We start from the raw sequence: 18,501 nt of genomic DNA, 5'->3' as shown, positions 1-18,501 counted from the left end.
CGAAGCCGAGGAGGCTCAGCGCCCGCCCCGCGGAAAGCGAGCATCCTCACGTTCCAATCAACCTCTTGTTCAATAACAACAAAGTTTGCGAAAACAGCCTTTTTTTACATTTCATTGTTTAAACATGGGTCTTTTGAACATGTGTTCTGCGTGCAAAGTCGACAAATCTAAACTTATCAGGCCGATGTCTTGATTCTGTATATTGAAACAAGCTTGCATCATCTAAATATACATAATTTTTAATGACAACTACATTGTGGAATCCCTCTAAATCGAGAAGCTCCCGATCTTCCGCCAATGGTTCTTCAACGACAATTTCTTTTTTTGCAAAACTTATGGACAGGTTTAATTCATTTTCGAGATAGTGATAAACAGAGTCCTCACAGATCTCCTCCGTTAATTCAGGAACATACTTTTTATTAATAAAATCCTTATCAAGGATAATCTTCTTACCACCGATTACCCTCGTCCTCACTAATTTCCAAACCTCCTCTTTGCCGGTTATCTGCAGCTGCTGTTTAATGTAATTCTCAGGCTTAACAAGTGATAGTTCGTTGACTATAGTCCTTGGCCTGCTCCCAATTTTTTCTGCCAGCTCTTTGAAGCTTACCAATCCTGAAACCGGAAAATCAAATTTGCTCCGATCAATCACGATAGAGCCCTTCCCTCTCATTTTTTGGATATACCCCTTTTGTGATAAGAGGGTCAGGGCCTTCCTGATCGTTTCTCTTGAGGTGCAGAAGCGCTCCTTTAACTCATTCTCGGATGGCAATAAAGAATGAGCCTCAATGGCACCGCTTTCAATTTGTTCCACCAGTTCACCGTAGATGGTTAAATATTTGCTTTGCATCTAACTTACCTCCATCATGTTTCACAAATAGCAAATGATATAAAAAAGGAGGGAGAAAATCTCCCTCCTTTCAGTTCTGCTTATGCTGCTTTTTTATTGAAAGTAACTTGAGACATTTTTGTTTTAGCGAATACAATTGTCAGGATGAATGGGATTACAACCGCTACTGCCATTGCTATTGCGAAAGTACCCATGTGCTGAGGCTGGATAGACAGGATACCTGGCAGGCCTCCTACACCGATGGAATTAGCCATTACATGGCTTCCTACGGAAATAACAGCTGCTGCAAGCGAACCAAACATCGCAGCTAAGAACGGGAATCCGTACTTCAAGTTGATCCCGAACATGGCTGGTTCGGTTACACCGAGGTAACATGAGATCGCAGCCGGGATAGAAACCTGCTTTTCTTCTTCATTCTTTCTATTGATATAAATCATAGCGAGAACTGCAGAGCCTTGAGCGATATTTGATAAAGCGATCATTGGCCATAGATTTGTTCCGCCAAGCTCACTCATAAGCTGAAGATCAATTGCATTTGTCATATGGTGAAGACCAGTGATTACAAGCGGCGCATAAGCAAATCCAAAGATTGCAGCAAATAACCAGCCGAATGATGAAGTTAGACCAGAATAGACAACATCCGATACTGCTGAACCGATTTTCCAGCCGATAGGACCTAAAACAGTGTGTGCAATTAAAACAGTTGGAACTAAAGCAAAGAATGGAACAACAATCATAGAGATGGCATTTGGAACTATATCACGCAATTTGCGTTCTAAGAAAGCCAATACCAGACCGGCAAGAATAGCTGGGATAACCTGAGCCTGATACCCAATCATTTCAATCTGGGCGAAACCGAAGTCCCATACCGGAATGTCTTTTGCTCCTGCAACTCCATATGCATTAAGAAGCTGTGGAGATACCAGAGTTATACCTAAAACGATTCCAAGAATCTGGGAAGTTCCCATTTTCTTTGTAATAGCCCAAGTAATTCCTACAGGCAGGAAGTGGAAGATCGCTTCACCAATCAGCCAGAGGAACGAATGGACGCCCGCCCAAAATTGGGATACCTCAACAAGTGACTTTGTACCATCCTCAAGTAGTTTAATTTCTCCGATTACGTTTCGGAAACCTAGGATCAAACCACCAACTACAAGTGCTGGGATTAACGGCGTGAAAATATCTGCAAGGTGAGCAATCATACGCTGCAGGAAGTTCATGTTCTGCTTAGCGGCAACTTTTGCTTCCTCTTTAGAGGTGCCATCTATATCTGCATACTTAACAAATTCGTTATAGAAAGAAGAAACTTCATTTCCGATGATCACCTGGAATTGGCCCGCTTGTGTAAACGTTCCTTTTACAAGCTTCATCGATTCAATTCCCTCAACATTTGCTTTCTTTGGATCATTTAGTACAAATCGCATTCTTGTAGCACAGTGAGTAACTGCGGCAACGTTTTCTTTTCCTCCGATGCGCTCCAGTAACTCCTTCGCTGGATCTGTATATTTACTCATTTCTTTACCCCCTGGTAAATTAGACTCGTGTTGTCTAACTGTTCTATTTATATTTGTTTTGTTTTGTGACAAAGCTTTGCAGATCCAGGAATTGTTCACGCTTACAACTTAGCGCTTACATTTTAATGCTTTCAAACCAGCGTTCCTGTATATACAAGTTTTGTTTACGCTTTCATCTTACCCTGTATATACATGTTTGTCAATAAGATTTCTAAAATCTATTTTTACATACGCCATTATTAATAAAAAGACTCTGTTAAACTTGTTTGTTGATTTCCGCTGCAGGCGCTCGCTTTCCGCGGGCGGTCCGTGAGCCTCCTCGTCGCTTCCGCTACTGCGGGGTCTCCCTAGACACGCTTCTCCCGCAGGAGTCTCGCACCTTCCGCTCCAATCAACACAGTGCAAAAATCAACATTAACCTTTTAACATAGCCAAGAAAAAAAGCCCTTGTTCTTTATCTCGAACTAAGGCTCTTTTTAAATCGTCTATATAAAATCTGTCCCTAGAATGATTAGTAAAAAAAAACGAATATAACTAGAATTCTAGTCAAGGTTGGCAATTGTAAAGAAACAACCTGTCCAAGAAATACTATGAATCGGATGTCATTTCCCTCTACATAAACTCGTGGAAAATGTCATAATATTAACCACACTTTCCGTCTCATTACTAGTCTTTGATCGTCCGCAGATCAATGGCTATAATTCCCTTTGGTTCATCTGTTCTTTTATCCGTTTGGAAAAAATCCAGATATCTCATTTTCCGGACTCTTCCAATCGTTCTATGGTACATAGGACGAACTCGATTTGCAGGAAAGAATTCGCCCATATACTTTGCTTTTTGCGCCTTTCTTTTTTGCTTAAAGATAAAAAATAATGGTTCGATTTGTTTTAATTGTTTTAAATGGACTCCTTTTTCTTCCCAGCAAACCTCAAAATCGTTAGGGAATTCTTTAATTGAAACGAAGCTTCCATCGACGTAAACTTTCTCACATCCAGCTTTTTTTAATAATTTTATCCCTTTTTCCAAACCGGTTAATAAAAGTTTGCGGCGTTCATTGTAGCCATAATAGTCTGTAAATTGTCCCCAATTTAATTCATGTATTCCCGGAACCAAATTACCTTTCTCGTTAAATGTTAGTCTATTCATCAGATTCCCCCAATCAATTATGGAATCCTCCTCATTGTTCATTCCTCATCTCTATTATGTTATAAACTTTCCCTGCGAACAGTTCGTACTCTATTTAAAAATAGATATGGGTATTTTCATTGTTTTTATAGAAAGGCTGTTTGGGCAAACTTTGTTGTTATTGAACACGGGGGTTGATTCCACTACAGGATGCTCGCGGACCTTAGGGGCGGGCGCCTGAGCCTCCTCGGCTTCGCCTGTGGGGTCTCACCTGATAGAAAAGCGGAAGCACCTTATTCAGACCCGATAAAGAAGACTTGCTGATTGGCGAGCGTTAGCGAAGACAGAAGCTTAGTCGCACTTATGCGTTAGCCAAGCATAAGACAAGCGAGCCGTGGAAAGCGGTTTTCCTTTCCATGGACCGATTGGCTTATGACTCGAGGGTCTAGGCGCTGGAGCCGGACAATGCCCGCTGCTCCCGCAGGAGTCTCGCACCTTACGTTCCAATCAACCTGTTTAACAATAGGGTAGGTTCACAGGACTATTAAAAACAACAATCTTTTAGAAAAGAGCCTGTAGAAAAGCCGCTTATGGAAACCATCTTATTCCTGCCTCAAACTTCTTTTTAAGGAACACCACTGAGGTACCAACCTATACTTGTTCAATTGCAACGTTCATACCCAGTTAATCAAATTCATGTCACCAACCGATGGAATCTTCTATAACAATGAAACAAATGTCTCAAGCACTCTTTTTTGCATTTATATGCCAGTCAAAATTTTGCTGTTCAAAAAATAAAGCAGCCAGTTTATTTCGCTGGTGCCAATATTTTTTCTTTCATAGCGGAATGATTCGGGATTAATTTACCGCAATCTAACTTTCTTTGGAAAACCCTGCCAGATATTTCAAATAAAGCATAATATGAAGTTTTATATCTCTATATGTTCTATGATCACCAATATAAAGTGGCAGTCCGTCATTTGGATATCGGTGGTTCATTTCTAGGATCCAGACCCTGCCATCATGGTCAACTGCAATATCAATGGCAAAATAACCAAAATTCATCGCTGAATCATTGAAACTTTCTGAGGCCATTAAGACGGTGTTAATAATTTCCTTTTTTAGGTCTGAGGCTTTTTGAGAATCCGAATTTACTATTTTATTTAATAATAGGTCTCCATCCTCAACTGTTCCTCCACTGGAACGGTTGCTTACGATGCTATCCACCCGGCCGCTGCGTCCAACCCATCCAATATATTGCCATTTTCCCGAAGAGTCCTTAAGAGTGAATACCCTAAAGTCTACTGCCCGGTTTTCACTATAAACAATCTCTAAGGCTTTCTGAATTACGTAAGGTTTTTTCTTTATCGATAGATGTAAGTATTCAAGCAGTTCTCTCCTTTTGAGTTCCATTTCCACATTCCGTCGGTCCTTCTGATAACGAACCAGAAAGTGATTATTCATCTTTTTTATCTCTTTAATATTCCTTCCTTTAGATCCTCGTATAGGCTTCAGAAAAGCTTTGCCGTGCTTATCAATAAATCTAATAACATCTATGGGCTTTTTATAAAGTACTGTATGTGGCAGATGGGCCATCAACCCCTCGGTTCCAGCCAGTCTTTTATACACACTCCATTTGGAAAACGTGTGGGAATTAAATATTTTAGGCTGAATTTCTTCAATAGAAAGTAGTTTGTAGACTTTCTTTGTCAGCAAAACCTTTTTATATATTGCAGCTGGGAAAGCACCAACATATTCCTGCCATTCATTTTTATCCGGATTATATAAAAAACCGTTAATTTCACCGGGTTTCATTCCCTCAATCGAAAAAGCCATGACCGCTCCGCCGAAGGCCTGATAATCCCGTGTATAATTCAATAAGCTGGGTAACTTGCGCAACAGCCTCTTATTGGATGCACCTATAAGCAGCCCTACGTATGGCCCAATAATAAGGTTGTCTCCCTCCACCTTTAAATCGAATTTAATAAACTCTGGAACACCCAATTCTTTAAAGCAATTTAACGAAATCGCCATCTCATTCTTGTTTATGATGCTATTCGTTTGAAACCTGATCGTATGTCTTCTTGTACCAAAGCAAAGACTACCTTGACTTCCATTTTCTATGTTAGATGCTTTAGCGGAGTCAGCATGAACGGTAACAGTATCTACTGTTTCCGGATCCGTAATAATCGAGAAATGCATCGTCATTTTTTAATCCCCTTTATCTTTCTGCGCATTACTTTTAATTTATTCGGCAAACATTTCTTTGTGAATATCAGTAATAAAGTAATTCGTATAGCCACCCTTGAGCTCATCACCGTAAGCCGCGGATTAGGTACTAACAAATCTATAAAACAATATGTAAGAAACTAGAAGGATTGTTAGAAAATTAGAACACGAGCCAGGAAAGCGAAAATGCCAAACATCACCTGCACCGATTGGCGTATTCTTTCATAAAATATAATGAATATATTATGCATAGCGGGGTGCATGGATTGCAAAAAATTTTGATAACTGGAGCAGCCGGCTTTCTTGGCTCCCACTTGACAAAGGAGCTTATTAGGGAAGGCCACTATATTATTGGCATCGATAATCTATCCTCCGGGAGGGCTAGTAATATAAAAGATATTCCTCAAGAACGATTTATATTTATAGAGGCAGATGTCTGTTCCGGAGAAATTATTTCTTTACCAGAACTGAGCGGAGTAAAGGAAATTTACCATTTAGCCTCACCTGCTTCTCCAAAATTCTATCAAAACCTGCCATTAGAAACTTTAGAGGTTAATATCACCGGTACAAAAAACATGCTCGAATTGGCAAGGAAAACCGGTGCTAAAATGGTCTACACCAGCACCAGTGAAGCTTATGGAGATCCATTAATACATCCTCAGGAAGAAAGCTACCGTGGAAATGTAAATACTTGGGGCCCGAGAGCCTGCTATGATGAAGCCAAAAGAGCAGGAGAAGTTTTGTGCTACATTTACTACACCAAATACCAAGTTCCAGTCAAAGTCGCAAGGATCTTCAACACTTATTCAGCGGGCCTCGCCAATGATGATGGACGAGTAATATCCAACTTTGTAACGCAGGCATTAAAGGGGGATGATATCACTGTTTATGGAGATGGGAGCCAGACGAGATCTTTTTGTTATGTATCTGATACTGTGAAAGGCCTTATTTTGTTAATGGAAAAAGAGACTGCAAACGGTGAGATTATTAATATTGGCAATCCGGATGAATACCCAATCATACATGTTGCGAAATTGGTAAAGACCTTATCCAGATCAACAAGCAAGATAACCTTCCATCCCCTTCCAGAGGATGATCCGAAATTACGTAGACCTAATATTGCCAAAGCACAAAGAATTTTAGGATGGACACCTTCTATTACATTAGAAAAAGGCTTAAAGGCAACAATCGAGCAGTATGGGAAAAAGTTAAACGGTTAACAGCCGATTCCATAATGCTAGTTTAGATATTCTACTCTTTAAATTATTTATTCTAGAGTTTGCAAAACGATATTAATCAGCCTGTGAAAGGACATGAACTCGATTGAGGGATATCTGACATGCAGGGCACACTTGGATACTTCATGTGTTTTTTTCAAAACGGTATGGTATTACAATCATTATTAAGTTTTTATTATTGACTCAATATTGTTTAGGGGATGATCTTATTGAGTGATCGACTGCCGCCTGAAAATATATATAAGAATCTTAAACACTGGAATACCCATAATGGTTCTGCTAATGACACTCTTTATAAAATTCACCCCTCAATTTCTTATTCCAAAACATACAAAAAACCTATAAAACACCGTGGCTGCAGGTATCCCAACCGTGTAAAAGGCGGGTATTTAACCGTAATTCCAAATGGGAGGATCTGGGGCCGCAATGGTGCCATAATTACTCCGGATAATAAGCTGATATGGGAAGTATCAAGTGAATTTGTAAAAACACCGTGGGAGCATTCGATATTTAAGCAGGAAACACTGCCTCCAGTCACGGAATACTATGATTTGGCGGCAGACCTTACCCACCGATTAAGCCACAATTATTATCATTGGATGTTCGAAGTGATTCCTAGGTTTCACTTAATTGAAACATGCTTTACCCATATCGATAAATTTATCGTTACCTTGCCTGAAAAGATATTACCTTTTCAGGAGGAAACCCTTGCTGCTATTGGAATACCCTTACCCCATCTAGTAAAAACACACGATCAATTTCACATAAAAGCAGAAAAGCTAGTGGTACCTTCTCAGCCGTCTATGGCTACTAAGTGGGCAAGTAATTATTTAAGGGCTAAATTCTTGAGTGAAAATAATATCGATAATACAAATAAAAACCGAATATATATCAGGCGTACACATTATAGACGAGTTCTAAACGAAGAAGAACTGATTACAGTTCTAAAAGAATATGGCTTTATCCCCGTTGAACTGGAAACCATGAGCGTTTCCGACCAAGTCAACTTATTTTCGGGTGCTGAGTGCATAATTGCCCCACATGGTGCAGGATTAACCAATATAGTTTTTTGCGACCCAGGAACAAAAATTATTGAGATATTTCCCCCAGCTTATGTTAGAGCCTATTATTCCATTATTAGTTCGTTTGGAAATTTGGACTACCATTACATCATTGGTACCCCAGGCGGACGTGATGACATATGTGATGAGATATTATTGAACAATGACTGGAATGGGTACGAAAATGTTACCGTAAATATTAATACATTTGAAAAAGCCTTATTAAAGGCTGGGATTGATAAAGGATGATGCAGAAAACTAATACTGGTATAGTTTAATAGGCCGTAAATTTATTATTTTTTTTCCTGATGTTATATATATTAAAAACCTGTTCATTCAGGGTTAATCCAGTTCTTTGTAAATATTTCAGAAGCCTTTTCTTGTTACGATGATCAAGGATAATAATTGCATCGTTCTTCAATTCCAGCACATTTTGTGCCGCATACGGAACCTCATTTTCCCAGTTTTTGTATACCGCTTCAGTCACTGATAGGCCGCTAAGCGGGGCAATTATCTCTTTATATTTTTCACAGGCCCCTTGAGGTCCCATAACAATAACTCTTGGTTCCGAATGCTTTTCCGAATACAATTTCCTGAAAATTGCTCTTGAAGAGGATAGCTGCATCTCCTGTAACGTTGCAAATTTGTCCTTATGAGAGAGTGACCCTGGATGAATTGAATAATCCAACAGTATTTTGGGCACCTTTGCCATATCACCTTTTTCGATCAGTTTTAACCATAAATCATAATCATAAGCAATATTAAGACTTGTATCATAGCCCCCTACTTCTAAAAAAGCAGTTTTAGAGAACATGACTGAACTATGTGTAAAAGGACATATCCAATACATATTTTTTCTTATCTCCTCTCTCGACACGGCAGTGTTTCGCCTCCGGGAGGCCCTTCTATTTTCTTTGTTGGTGTTACCAAAAATGCATTTCACCAGACTTCCTATTCCAACTATATCAGGGTAGAGATGAATATAGTTTACCTGTTCTTCTATTCTCGCTGGATAACTGATGTCATCGGCATCCTGTATCGCAATCCAGTCTCCTTGCGTTTCGCTAATTCCAATGTTTAAGGCATTTGCTGCGCCTTGATTTTCATCTAAATTTATCACTCTCACTCTTGAATCATTTATTTGTTCTAAAATAGATAATGTTGAATCTGTAGAACCATCATTTATAACAATGATTTCTAACGTCATGTAGGTTTGTGCCAGTACACTGTCTAAGGCTTTCTTTACATTAGTTTCCCCATTATAAACAGCCATTATCACTGATACCAACATTGCTTCTCTCCATCTTTTTTTAATTTTTATCCAATCAATTAAACCCTGATTAACACACACAAATATATATTGTACTCATAACAATATATGCGGTTTAAAAAATACAATAACAAAATGTATTATGTCAGTTGTTCGTACACTATCTCCAGCCAATTTAAGAAATTGTAATTATAACCCTTCATACCTTATATACATAAAACAGGAAAATTACCCAGATATGTACTTTCAAAATTCAAATATTTAAGGGTGTGTTTTAATGATTTTAGTTACAGGCGGAGCTGGTTATATTGGAAGTCATGCAGCTAGATATCTTTTAGATAAAGGATTCAAGGTTTTAGTTTTGGACAATTTATCAACTGGTCATTTGAAATCGATCGATAAAAGGGCAACATTTATTTTTGGGGATATAGGAGATAACAAGCTGTTAGACTATATTTTTACTCATTTCAAAATATCAGGAGTTATGCACTTTGCTGCTAATTGTCTCGTGGGCGAATCAGTTGTAAAGCCAATAAAATATTATCAGAACAATGTAGGGAAAACATTAAATTTACTCGGTAGTATGCTAGATCATAAAGTTACTAAATTCATTTTTTCCTCTTCTTGTGCTACCTACGGAATACCCAAATGGACGCCAATTTCAGAGGATTTTGATACAAATCCTATCAATCCTTATGGTCAATCCAAATTAATGGTTGAAAAGATTTTAAGAGATTTATCCAATGTTAATCGTCTTGATTTTATTTCCCTTCGATATTTTAATGCAGCAGGTGCGGATTTTTCAGGTGAAATCGGAGAAGATCATAATCCTGAGTCGCATTTGATTCCCAATGTTTTATTACAGATGCTAGGAAAAAACAGTGATATTGAAGTATATGGAAATGACTATGAAACCCCTGATGGTACATGTATAAGAGATTACATTCACGTGACAGACTTAGCAGCTGCCCATATATTAGCTTTGGAATTCCTTCTGCAGCACGATAATATATCTGAAATATATAATTTAGGCACCGAGAAAGGTTATTCAGTAATGGAAATAATTCATAAGTGTAAAAAAGTCACAGGAAAGCAGCCGGCAATTAAATTTTTACCCAGAAGGGCTGGAGACCCCCCTGAGTTAATCGCTTCTTCCGTGAAGATCAAAAAAGACCTGGGCTGGAAGGCGAACCTCGGTATTGAAGAAATAATTCAAACAGCTTGGAATTGGTACCATAAAGGATACCAGCAATAATCTATTTAATCGTATAAAATCATATTTTTAATAAAACATTTGGGAGCACCCCAAATTTATGGTACTGAAGCAAAAAAAATCATTTAGGACCTTAGCATAACGATTGTCTAAGTCTTAAATGGTTTTTTAGTTCTCATATCTCTCTTTTGTGTAATGCTGTGTAACTGTTATACCACTCAGGGAAACGATGCCTAATTTTCCTTAAGTTCTTCCTATTTTTTCCTTTTTTCACTTTATTTTCATAAGGAATTTCGTTTATATACGTTCTTAACATGCCCTCAAAATTATTAGTTAAAGTTTTATGAAAATCACTAACTTCCTTATGCTGTCTTAATACGTCAGAAATTTTCTTAAATGAATATCCTGCTTTTAACACCAGTGAAAGTAACAAAATATCTATATTTGGATGTTTCGTGCTGAGTAATTTATAAGTCGTTTTTTGCGTTTGCGTAACTTTTGGATTTTGTGGCGCTAATTGCTGATATGCCTCGGCATCAACTGCAAATTTAAACGCACACTCATCCTTATATAAACGATAACCTAACTCCCAGTCCTCATGACGCTTGAAATTAGTATCAAAGCCTCCAAATGATTTGAGATAATCTCTATTTACTGATAAATTCCCTGTACAAAAAGTTAACCATGGCAGTTCAAAATTTTTAAGATTTTCTCCATATTCACTTATGATTTCTTCGAACATATTTACCCAAGATTTCAACCATCTTGGTATACAAACAAATTTAGAGAAATCCCCTTGATGAATATCTTCTTCATTAATAAGATTTGGGCCCTTTAGCATTCTTTCCTTTATAAACGGGTCATTATACATAGGCTGCAGATCGTTTTTTTGGAAAGGAAGCCAAGCGTCAGCAAAATCATATGTTAATATATAATGCCAGTGCCCCATACCCGAAACCACGATTTTATCATTGTTCATATGTTCTTTAACATGATTTGAAACATAGGTTTCTGGAACAATAAAATCACTATCACAGAAAATGATAATATCACCCTCAGCCACTTGAAGACCAAGGTTTCTTGCGATTCCAGCCCCTTTGTTATGAGAGTTTTCTAAATATTCCAAGTTTGGTATACCCATCTCATTTACTAACTGTCTAGTATTGTCCCTAGACCCATCGTTTATTAATATGATCTGTATTAAGGAATCCTGATAGGTTTGTCTTTTTAGAGAAAGAAGTGTATTTTTAAGAATTTCACCCCTGTTATATGAAGGTATAATAATACTCACATTTTTCTCGGTATTCATTAACTGAACTCCTTTATTCGTAAATATTCCATAACCTGAATAGATTATCAGATAAACCCATGCCTTTGTCTTCTAGTTCTTTTATACACTGATAAGAACCCGCTCCTTCTAATAAAATGACTGCATCAAAAAGTTTCTGTTTAAGGTTGACAGCTATATCTATACTAGACATTGTCGTATAGTCTATATAACTATGAACATTCAATCCATGGTTCCCAGCAATGACATTTTTATAATAATCCCGTCCCGCAGCCGGACCTGTTATAATAAAGCAAGGTTCTCTTTCCAACTTTTCTCGAAGGTAAAGAACAATATTCTTTGTTGCAATCGTAAGGGATTCGAAGCATGTTTTCGACTCATTCCGCCTGCTAAGTGAATTTGGATCTACGCGGTAGTAGTAAAGTATTTCAGGAATCTTATCAATTGGCCCCAAATTCAACAAATTTATCCAAAGATCAAAATCCATTCCAATTGAATACTCTTCCTTGTAGCCGCCTATCATATTGAAATGTTTTTTAGAAAATATAACAGAACCGTGGACTAAAGGCGGGGCTAAAAATCTGTGGGTCAATATATCTGTTCTGGACTGTACTTGATTGCTCCATTCAACTCCTTTAATTAATTGGGTATCTATCTGGTTAACGCCTTTTATCCCTCTTATAAAGCTTCCAACACCAATAACATCAGAGTTAGTTCTTAAATACTCCATCTGTTTTTGAAATCTTTGTTTATTACTAATATCGTCACTATCATGTATTGCTATCCAAGGGGCTCTTGCTAGTTCAATGCCGAAATTTAAAGCATATGCTTGACCTCTGTTTTCATCAAGGTGAACTGGTTTTATTCTTTCATCCTTGAAATTTTCTATAATTTCTTTTGTTCGGTCGGTTGATCCATCGTTAACAATAATTAGTTCAAAGTCCCGATATGTTTGCTTTAAAATACTTTTAATCGCCTCTGATAAATATTCACTTCCATTGTAGACTGGCATTACAACTGAAAGCTCCATAATAATTACTTCCTTCTTCTTGTATTTTTAATACTCCAATTTTTTTAAAGTGTAAGATCTGGTTCCATCCTGAGCGTTTCCAAATGCTCTATATATGATCAGACCTGTCTATATCATCATCTATGGCAGATGTTGATGTTCTATTTACTCTCCAATAATATAATCCATTGTTACTTTTTCCCTATTTTGCACGATATAGAGCCATCAACTAATGGGCAGCCATAATATGATATTTCTGTATTTCCTCCGGAGTTGTATATAAATTAGCACCGTGTTCTTCAGCATGCGTCCTTTTTAGTGTTACTTGGTCATTACTTGGAATACATCTTATTAACGAGCCGACTGCCACAAAGCCGCTATTTGATGATAAAAAATGAACTTGCTCTATAAATCTTGTTTGTGCGCTAATATCATCCGCATCCTGGATGGCGATTATAATTCCTGAGGCATGATCGATTCCAATAATTTAAGATACTATTGTGATACTCCTTTATAATAAAAGCCTAGGTTTTTAATAATCTCCTTATCTAAAATGTTTCTACCATCAAATATATATGGCTGCCTCATTAAGGTTTTTATCTTCATCCAGTTCAGCTGCTGATATACATCCCATTCTGTACAGATGATCAATGCATCTGCTTGATAGGCAGCTTCTTCGACAGTATTGAATTGTTTAAGCTCAGGCCTTTCCAGCTTCACAACAGGGTCATGCACATGAACAATAGCTTTATCCTTTAGTAAATTTTCAATCAATGCAAAACTAGGAGATTGACGTATATCATCGGTATTAGATTTAAAAGCCAGCCCAGCGATGACTATCGTCTTTCCATTCAAATTCCCAATAGAATTTCTGATTTGCTGGTAAAAAAAATCTGTTTGTGTCTTATTTACTTCTAGCGCCCTTTCAAGTATAGAAAGATTAACTTGTTTATCTTTAGAGGTTTTTATTAATGCATTTACATCTTTAGGGAAACAAGAACCTCCGAATCCAATACCTGCATTTAAAAAATTAAGGCCGATTCTATGATCCAAGCCTATTCCTCTTGAAATATCTTTTATTTTAATATCTAAAACATCACATAATCTGGCTAATTCATTTATATAGGATATTTTTAGGGCGAGAAAAGAGTTAGCAGCATATTTTATCATTTCAGAGGTATTAGGGGTGGTTTCTACAATTTCACAGATGAAATTTTTATACAAATTTTTCATAATGCCATTTGCCTTTTGACTTGAAGTGCCAATTACAATTCGATCCGGCTTTAAAGCATCTTTTAAAGCAGAACCCTCCCTAAGAAATTCAGGATTAGAGACAACATCGAACGTAAACTCTCCTTTTAGCTTAGCCTTTATCCATTGCTGGATCATTTCTGAAGTCCCTACTGGCACAGTACTTTTGGAAACAATCACCTTATAGCTGTCTAAATTTTCACCAATTGATTCTGCTGCATTTTTAACGTAACTTAAATCAGCATTCCCATCATGTAATTGCGGTGTGCCTACACAAATAAAAATTACATCATTTTCTTTTATGGCTTTTTCATATTCAGGCGTGAATGTAATATTTTCACCATGCAGATGCTTTCTTAACAAATCCTCCAGGCCAGGTTCATAGAAATGAAGTTTCCCAGCTCGCAGGGATTCTAACTTACTGTGATCTAAGTCTAAACCAGTAACTTTGTGGCCCATTTCACAAAACACAAGCCCAGTAGTTGTTCCAACATAGCCTGTTCCGATAATAAGTATGTTCATAAAAAATTAATCCTCCAATAAATTAACGGAATTGCCTTTACTGTATATTAGATTTATTAACTTAATGTAGTCAGATGTATTTGCAATATCAAACCGTTGTCCTTCAATTTCTAAACCATAACTATTTGACTGAGGTATCATTGCATTAATAGCATCTGTTAGTTGAATTTCTCCTTCAACACCCGGTTGTACTCCCGTTAGATAGTCAAATATCTTTGGATCAAAAACATACCTTCCAATAACCGCTAAGTTAGATGGGGCTTCGTTCTGTGGTTTTTCGACAATATGTTTTAATTGATATAATTTATCCTGTAAAAATTGGGGTTTTACAACTCCATATTTTTTGAGTTCCGATAAATTCATAGCTTTTAAACCAATAGCATTGCCTTTGCATTTTTTAAAGGTTTCAATTAATTGAAGCAATGGTGCCTGCTGATCCGAAAGGATAATTTCATCTGGTAGCATAACAGCAAAAGGTTCATTTCCAACAAAGTTCCTGCCTAAAAGTATAGCGTCCCCTAACCCATTTGCATTAGGCTGTCTAACATATTGAATATGAATATTTGGGATTAACAGTTCGGGTGATAAGGAGTCTTTGTTTTTAGCTTTTAAATGTGCCTCCAATTCAGGAGACCGATCGAAGTAATCTAATATCATATTTTTAGAACGTGAAACAATAATTAATATTTGCTCGATTCCCGAGGAAATTGCCTCTTCAACAAGATAATCTATTGCTGGACGACCGCATATCGGCAGCATTTCTTTTGGTAATACTTTTGTAATGGGCAAATTTCTAGTTCCGTAACCTGCGGCAGGAATTATAGCTTTTTTAACCACTGTTCATCCCCTCCTTTGCAACTATTACAATCTATGCAAGAAGTTCATAAATGGGATTAGCTATGTCTAAAAAGGGCGGAAATAATGTTAGAAATAAAACAACCATGGGCCCTTGAGCTTTGTTGAAAAGACTAAGCTCTGTCAAGCAGATAAAATTTTCTTTTACTAAAAAAAAGATACCTAGCATCAGCTAAGTATCATATAAAAACTAATTGTAAAACCCTGAAATTGCTTTAGCATATTCAATTGGAATCGTTTTTACCTTTCTAAGGAGAGTACGGTCTGAAAAGGATTTAAGTGTTTTGGCTAAATATCTCTTATTTATTTCCAGGATCCAAATCTTTAAATCTTGGTCAATGATCATGTCAAACGCCACATCCGCATAATGTCCCCCCCTGTTATCAAGGAAGCTGCATACATCTGTACAAATTTGTTTGATTTTCTCCTCCACTGCACCTGCTTCAGAGCTGTCAAGATTGAAGATGCGTATTAAGGCCTTTCTTCCTTCTTCAATATTATTTAAGTTCTGAGTATTTGTCGTTATTTTTCCTTTTTTGGAATGACGGGCAATATACCCTGTCATCTCCCAAGTCATTTCTTTATTTTTTTGAAAATAGACTCTAAAATCCACTTTATGACTATCAAATAACAGTTCGATGCCCTGCTGAGCAATATACCGTTTAGTAAATTTATTCGCTAGCCATTCTTCAAATCTTTTATTTGATAATGAAAGCGGTGATGAGTTTTGATGGCTTTGAATAACAAAAAAATTTTTATCCTTAGATATTTTTGATATTCCCTGCCCAAGTGAACCGCTGGCTGGTTTTAGATAGATGGTATTATGCTTCTCGATCATCTTAACTAAGTCAGCTTGACTCTTTGCTTCCACTGTATCAGGGAAATACCTTTTTAATTCTTGATTGTCTTTTACCCAGTTCCATAATTCAAGTTTATTAAAGTAATAGGAATTGAAGATTTTATCGCCAATCGTACTAAAAAGTTCATTATAGACCCCTTTTCTTAAGCCTGAACGGTTAAAAAAAGCATTTGGGTATGGAAATAATCCCTCCTTGAAGGTTCCTTTACCCCCGCCTTCCCCTGGAATGAAGTAATAACCCTCTATACGTTTTTCCTTGTCGTCAATGCCCTCTACGGAGCACAAAAAAACCAGCCCTCTAATATCCTGATAATTTTTTAGTCTTATGAGTTCATTTCTTAAAACCTTTTTTGTCAATCTTCTTTTCGTTTTTTTAATGCTGATTGCAATTACGGGTCCAATATAAAAATTACCATTCGTAAAGAATGCATCATATGGCAGCTCAGTAGGGATGCATACTTCCTCTCGTATATTCTCTGCAATTTCTATTGTATCTTCAGGAACATACTTGTCATAAATTACCTGAACGGTTCGTTTCCAGCTCCCAAAGTGTATCGTGATATAGTTTAGCAGCGGCATATTTAGTTTCTCGGCCAAGGATTCATTAATAAAAACTTTATCATATTTTCTGTTAATCCATTTAACCTTCATTAGAGTCCTCCTTTCTATCCTCCTACCTCATGATTCCAAACTGCCATACTCTTCCTTTTTTGAATGGCTGTTTTCGCAAACTTTGTTGCAATTGAACAAGAGGTCGATTGGAGCGCAAGGCATGCTCGCTTTCCGCGGGGCGGGCGGTGAGCCTCCTCGTCTTCGCCTGCGGGGTCTCACCTGTCCCGCTGCTCCCGCTCAGATAAGCGGAAATCGGTGCCTGCTACATATAACCTTTAATCAAACCTCAATGTTTATTATTTTTCAATTTAGACAGTGAACATTATTGCAGGCAGAGACCTGAAAAGCATAAGACGGGCCGGCTGTGGGAGCGATTTTCTTCCCATAGACGGATTGGCTTATGACTCGAGGGTCTCAGCTTGGAGCTGGATCAAGGAGTCTCGCACCTTACGCTCCAATCAACCTGACTGAACAATAGGGTGACTTATTAAAAAACAACAATCTTTTAGAAAAGAGCCTTTTGAATTTAATATTGAGGAAGATCGCCTGACAAGAAGAGTGAGGTTTACTAACGCATATTTCTTCATAATTTATGTGCTTCACGCTCAGTTTGTATAGGTAAAATCCACACGCAGAAAAGTTTTGGTTTGAAATGGGAAATGGGGCCACCATTTCCCCAATTTTTTCCCAAGGTCGAGATTCAGTATAAGGCTTCAGATATTTAACAATAAGGCTCTAACCCTAATAAAAAGTAGATACAAAGCCTTTTTTTAGAATTGATTATTTTTTTAGGACAACGCCTACACGAAATGAGCAGGGATTAATAATGTATAACGAAGGCCTTTCAATCGTTAATTTACAGTTGGAGTATAAGCAGAAAATCACAATAAAGGAGATAGATACATCTGTCAAAAACAATAGGAATTCTTGGAGGAATGGGACCTCTCGCAACGGCTGATTTGTTCATAAAAATTATAGCTAATACACCCGCAGCCTCTGATCAGGATCACCTTCCCATTATTATTAATAACAATCCAAAAATCCCATCGCGAATTCATGCATTACAAGCCGGAGGACAGAGTCCTTTATTACAGCTCATTAACAGTGCACAGATGCTTGAAAAAGCAGGAGCTGACTTTATTATCATGCCATGTAATACAGCTCATATATGGTATAAGGAAATCGAGGACTCGGTGGGTATTCCTGTATATCATATGATTCATAACGCAGTTGCTTATACTTTACAGGATCTTAATGGCGAACATGAAAAAGTACTCCTTCTGGCTACTCTACCCACTATTGAAACAGGTCTATATCAAAAGGCTTTTGAGGGGACATCCATTCATTTGCAGATTCCCACTATTGCCGAACAGCTCCTTGTCAACGAAGCAATAACCAGTGTAAAAGCCGGTTCTATCGAGAACAATCCATTTCTTCAGCCGTTAAATAATATGTTAGATAGATATGTATCTAACAGTGTTCTGCACGTATTGGGCGGCTGCACTGAACTGCCCCTTTTATTTCCTTATCTAACAGAGAAAATAGGTAAGCTGGATCCGACCCTGATGTTAGCTCAATTAGCTGTAGCTAAAGCTCAATAAAAGC

At 37.4% G+C, this 18,501-nt stretch carries 14 protein-coding genes; 4 read left to right on the top strand and 10 right to left on the bottom strand.

Features of this window, described 5'->3' with window-relative positions; all coding sequences use genetic code 11:
- Nucleotides 1–118: 118 nt before the first annotated feature.
- The 4 genes from treR to CUU66_RS22050 all read right to left on the bottom strand — a co-directional run bounded on the left by treR (nt 119) and on the right by CUU66_RS22050 (nt 5,697).
- On the bottom strand, nt 119–850 hold the full coding sequence (gene treR / locus CUU66_RS22070; protein WP_101645554.1) for a trehalose operon repressor: 732 nt from the start codon (nt 848–850) through the stop codon (nt 119–121).
- 80 nt (nt 851–930) lie between these two features.
- A complete protein-coding gene (treP, locus tag CUU66_RS22065) occupies nt 931–2,364 on the bottom strand; it encodes a PTS system trehalose-specific EIIBC component (protein WP_101645553.1) in 1,434 nt (477 codons plus the stop codon).
- Nucleotides 2,365–3,030: 666 nt separating this feature from the next.
- Nucleotides 3,031–3,510 carry a DUF6932 family protein gene (locus CUU66_RS22055; protein WP_142383765.1) on the bottom strand — a complete coding sequence of 160 codons (480 nt, stop codon included), beginning with the start codon at nt 3,508–3,510 and terminating at the stop codon, nt 3,031–3,033.
- Nucleotides 3,511–4,362: 852 nt separating this feature from the next.
- A complete protein-coding gene (locus CUU66_RS22050) occupies nt 4,363–5,697 on the bottom strand; it encodes a YheC/YheD family endospore coat-associated protein (RefSeq protein WP_101645550.1) in 1,335 nt (444 codons plus the stop codon).
- A gap of 287 nt (nt 5,698–5,984) precedes the next feature.
- Here CUU66_RS22050 and CUU66_RS22045 point away from each other — a divergent pair, with 287 nt between their 5' ends.
- Complete coding sequence (locus tag CUU66_RS22045) at nt 5,985–6,938, top strand: NAD-dependent epimerase/dehydratase family protein (RefSeq protein ID WP_257968104.1); 954 nt, start codon at nt 5,985–5,987, stop codon at nt 6,936–6,938.
- Nucleotides 6,939–7,165: 227 nt separating this feature from the next.
- Nucleotides 7,166–8,266, top strand: coding sequence for a glycosyltransferase family 61 protein (locus CUU66_RS22040; RefSeq protein ID WP_180955397.1), 1,101 nt, complete (start codon nt 7,166–7,168; stop codon nt 8,264–8,266).
- A gap of 25 nt (nt 8,267–8,291) precedes the next feature.
- Here the strand turns inward: CUU66_RS22040 and CUU66_RS22035 are convergent, their stop codons facing one another.
- On the bottom strand, nt 8,292–9,308 hold the full coding sequence (locus CUU66_RS22035; protein WP_101645548.1) for a glycosyltransferase family 2 protein: 1,017 nt from the start codon (nt 9,306–9,308) through the stop codon (nt 8,292–8,294).
- 256 nt (nt 9,309–9,564) lie between these two features.
- On the opposite strand from CUU66_RS22035, the gene galE reads away from it, so the two are divergent.
- A complete protein-coding gene (gene galE, locus CUU66_RS22030) occupies nt 9,565–10,542 on the top strand; it encodes a UDP-glucose 4-epimerase GalE (protein ID WP_101645547.1) in 978 nt (325 codons plus the stop codon).
- Nucleotides 10,543–10,675: 133 nt separating this feature from the next.
- On the opposite strand, the gene CUU66_RS22025 is transcribed toward galE, so the two are convergent.
- The 5 genes from CUU66_RS22025 to CUU66_RS22005 all read right to left on the bottom strand — a co-directional run bounded on the left by CUU66_RS22025 (nt 10,676) and on the right by CUU66_RS22005 (nt 16,935).
- On the bottom strand, nt 10,676–11,809 hold the full coding sequence (locus CUU66_RS22025; RefSeq protein WP_101645546.1) for a glycosyltransferase family 2 protein: 1,134 nt from the start codon (nt 11,807–11,809) through the stop codon (nt 10,676–10,678).
- Nucleotides 11,810–11,822: 13 nt separating this feature from the next.
- On the bottom strand, nt 11,823–12,818 hold the full coding sequence (locus CUU66_RS22020) for a glycosyltransferase family 2 protein (protein WP_101645545.1): 996 nt from the start codon (nt 12,816–12,818) through the stop codon (nt 11,823–11,825).
- Nucleotides 12,819–13,292: 474 nt separating this feature from the next.
- A complete protein-coding gene (locus tag CUU66_RS22015) occupies nt 13,293–14,570 on the bottom strand; it encodes a UDP-glucose dehydrogenase family protein (protein WP_101645544.1) in 1,278 nt (425 codons plus the stop codon).
- 6 nt (nt 14,571–14,576) lie between these two features.
- A complete protein-coding gene (locus CUU66_RS22010; RefSeq protein WP_101645543.1) occupies nt 14,577–15,407 on the bottom strand; it encodes a UTP--glucose-1-phosphate uridylyltransferase in 831 nt (276 codons plus the stop codon).
- Nucleotides 15,408–15,615: 208 nt separating this feature from the next.
- Complete coding sequence (locus CUU66_RS22005; protein ID WP_101645542.1) at nt 15,616–16,935, bottom strand: YheC/YheD family endospore coat-associated protein; 1,320 nt, start codon at nt 16,933–16,935, stop codon at nt 15,616–15,618.
- Between the two features lie 860 nt (nt 16,936–17,795).
- On the opposite strand from CUU66_RS22005, the gene CUU66_RS22000 reads away from it, so the two are divergent.
- Nucleotides 17,796–18,497: an aspartate/glutamate racemase family protein gene (locus tag CUU66_RS22000; protein ID WP_308302524.1), complete on the top strand. Its 702-nt coding sequence runs from the start codon at nt 17,796–17,798 to the stop codon at nt 18,495–18,497.
- Nucleotides 18,498–18,501: the final 4 nt, after the last annotated feature.

The sequence above is a fragment of the Peribacillus deserti genome, assembly GCF_002863585.1.
Classification (GTDB): domain Bacteria; phylum Bacillota; class Bacilli; order Bacillales; family DSM-1321; genus Paraperibacillus; species Paraperibacillus deserti_A.
The sequence above is the reverse complement of the archived record's forward strand: the minus strand, read 5'-3'. Positions and strand labels throughout refer to the sequence as shown.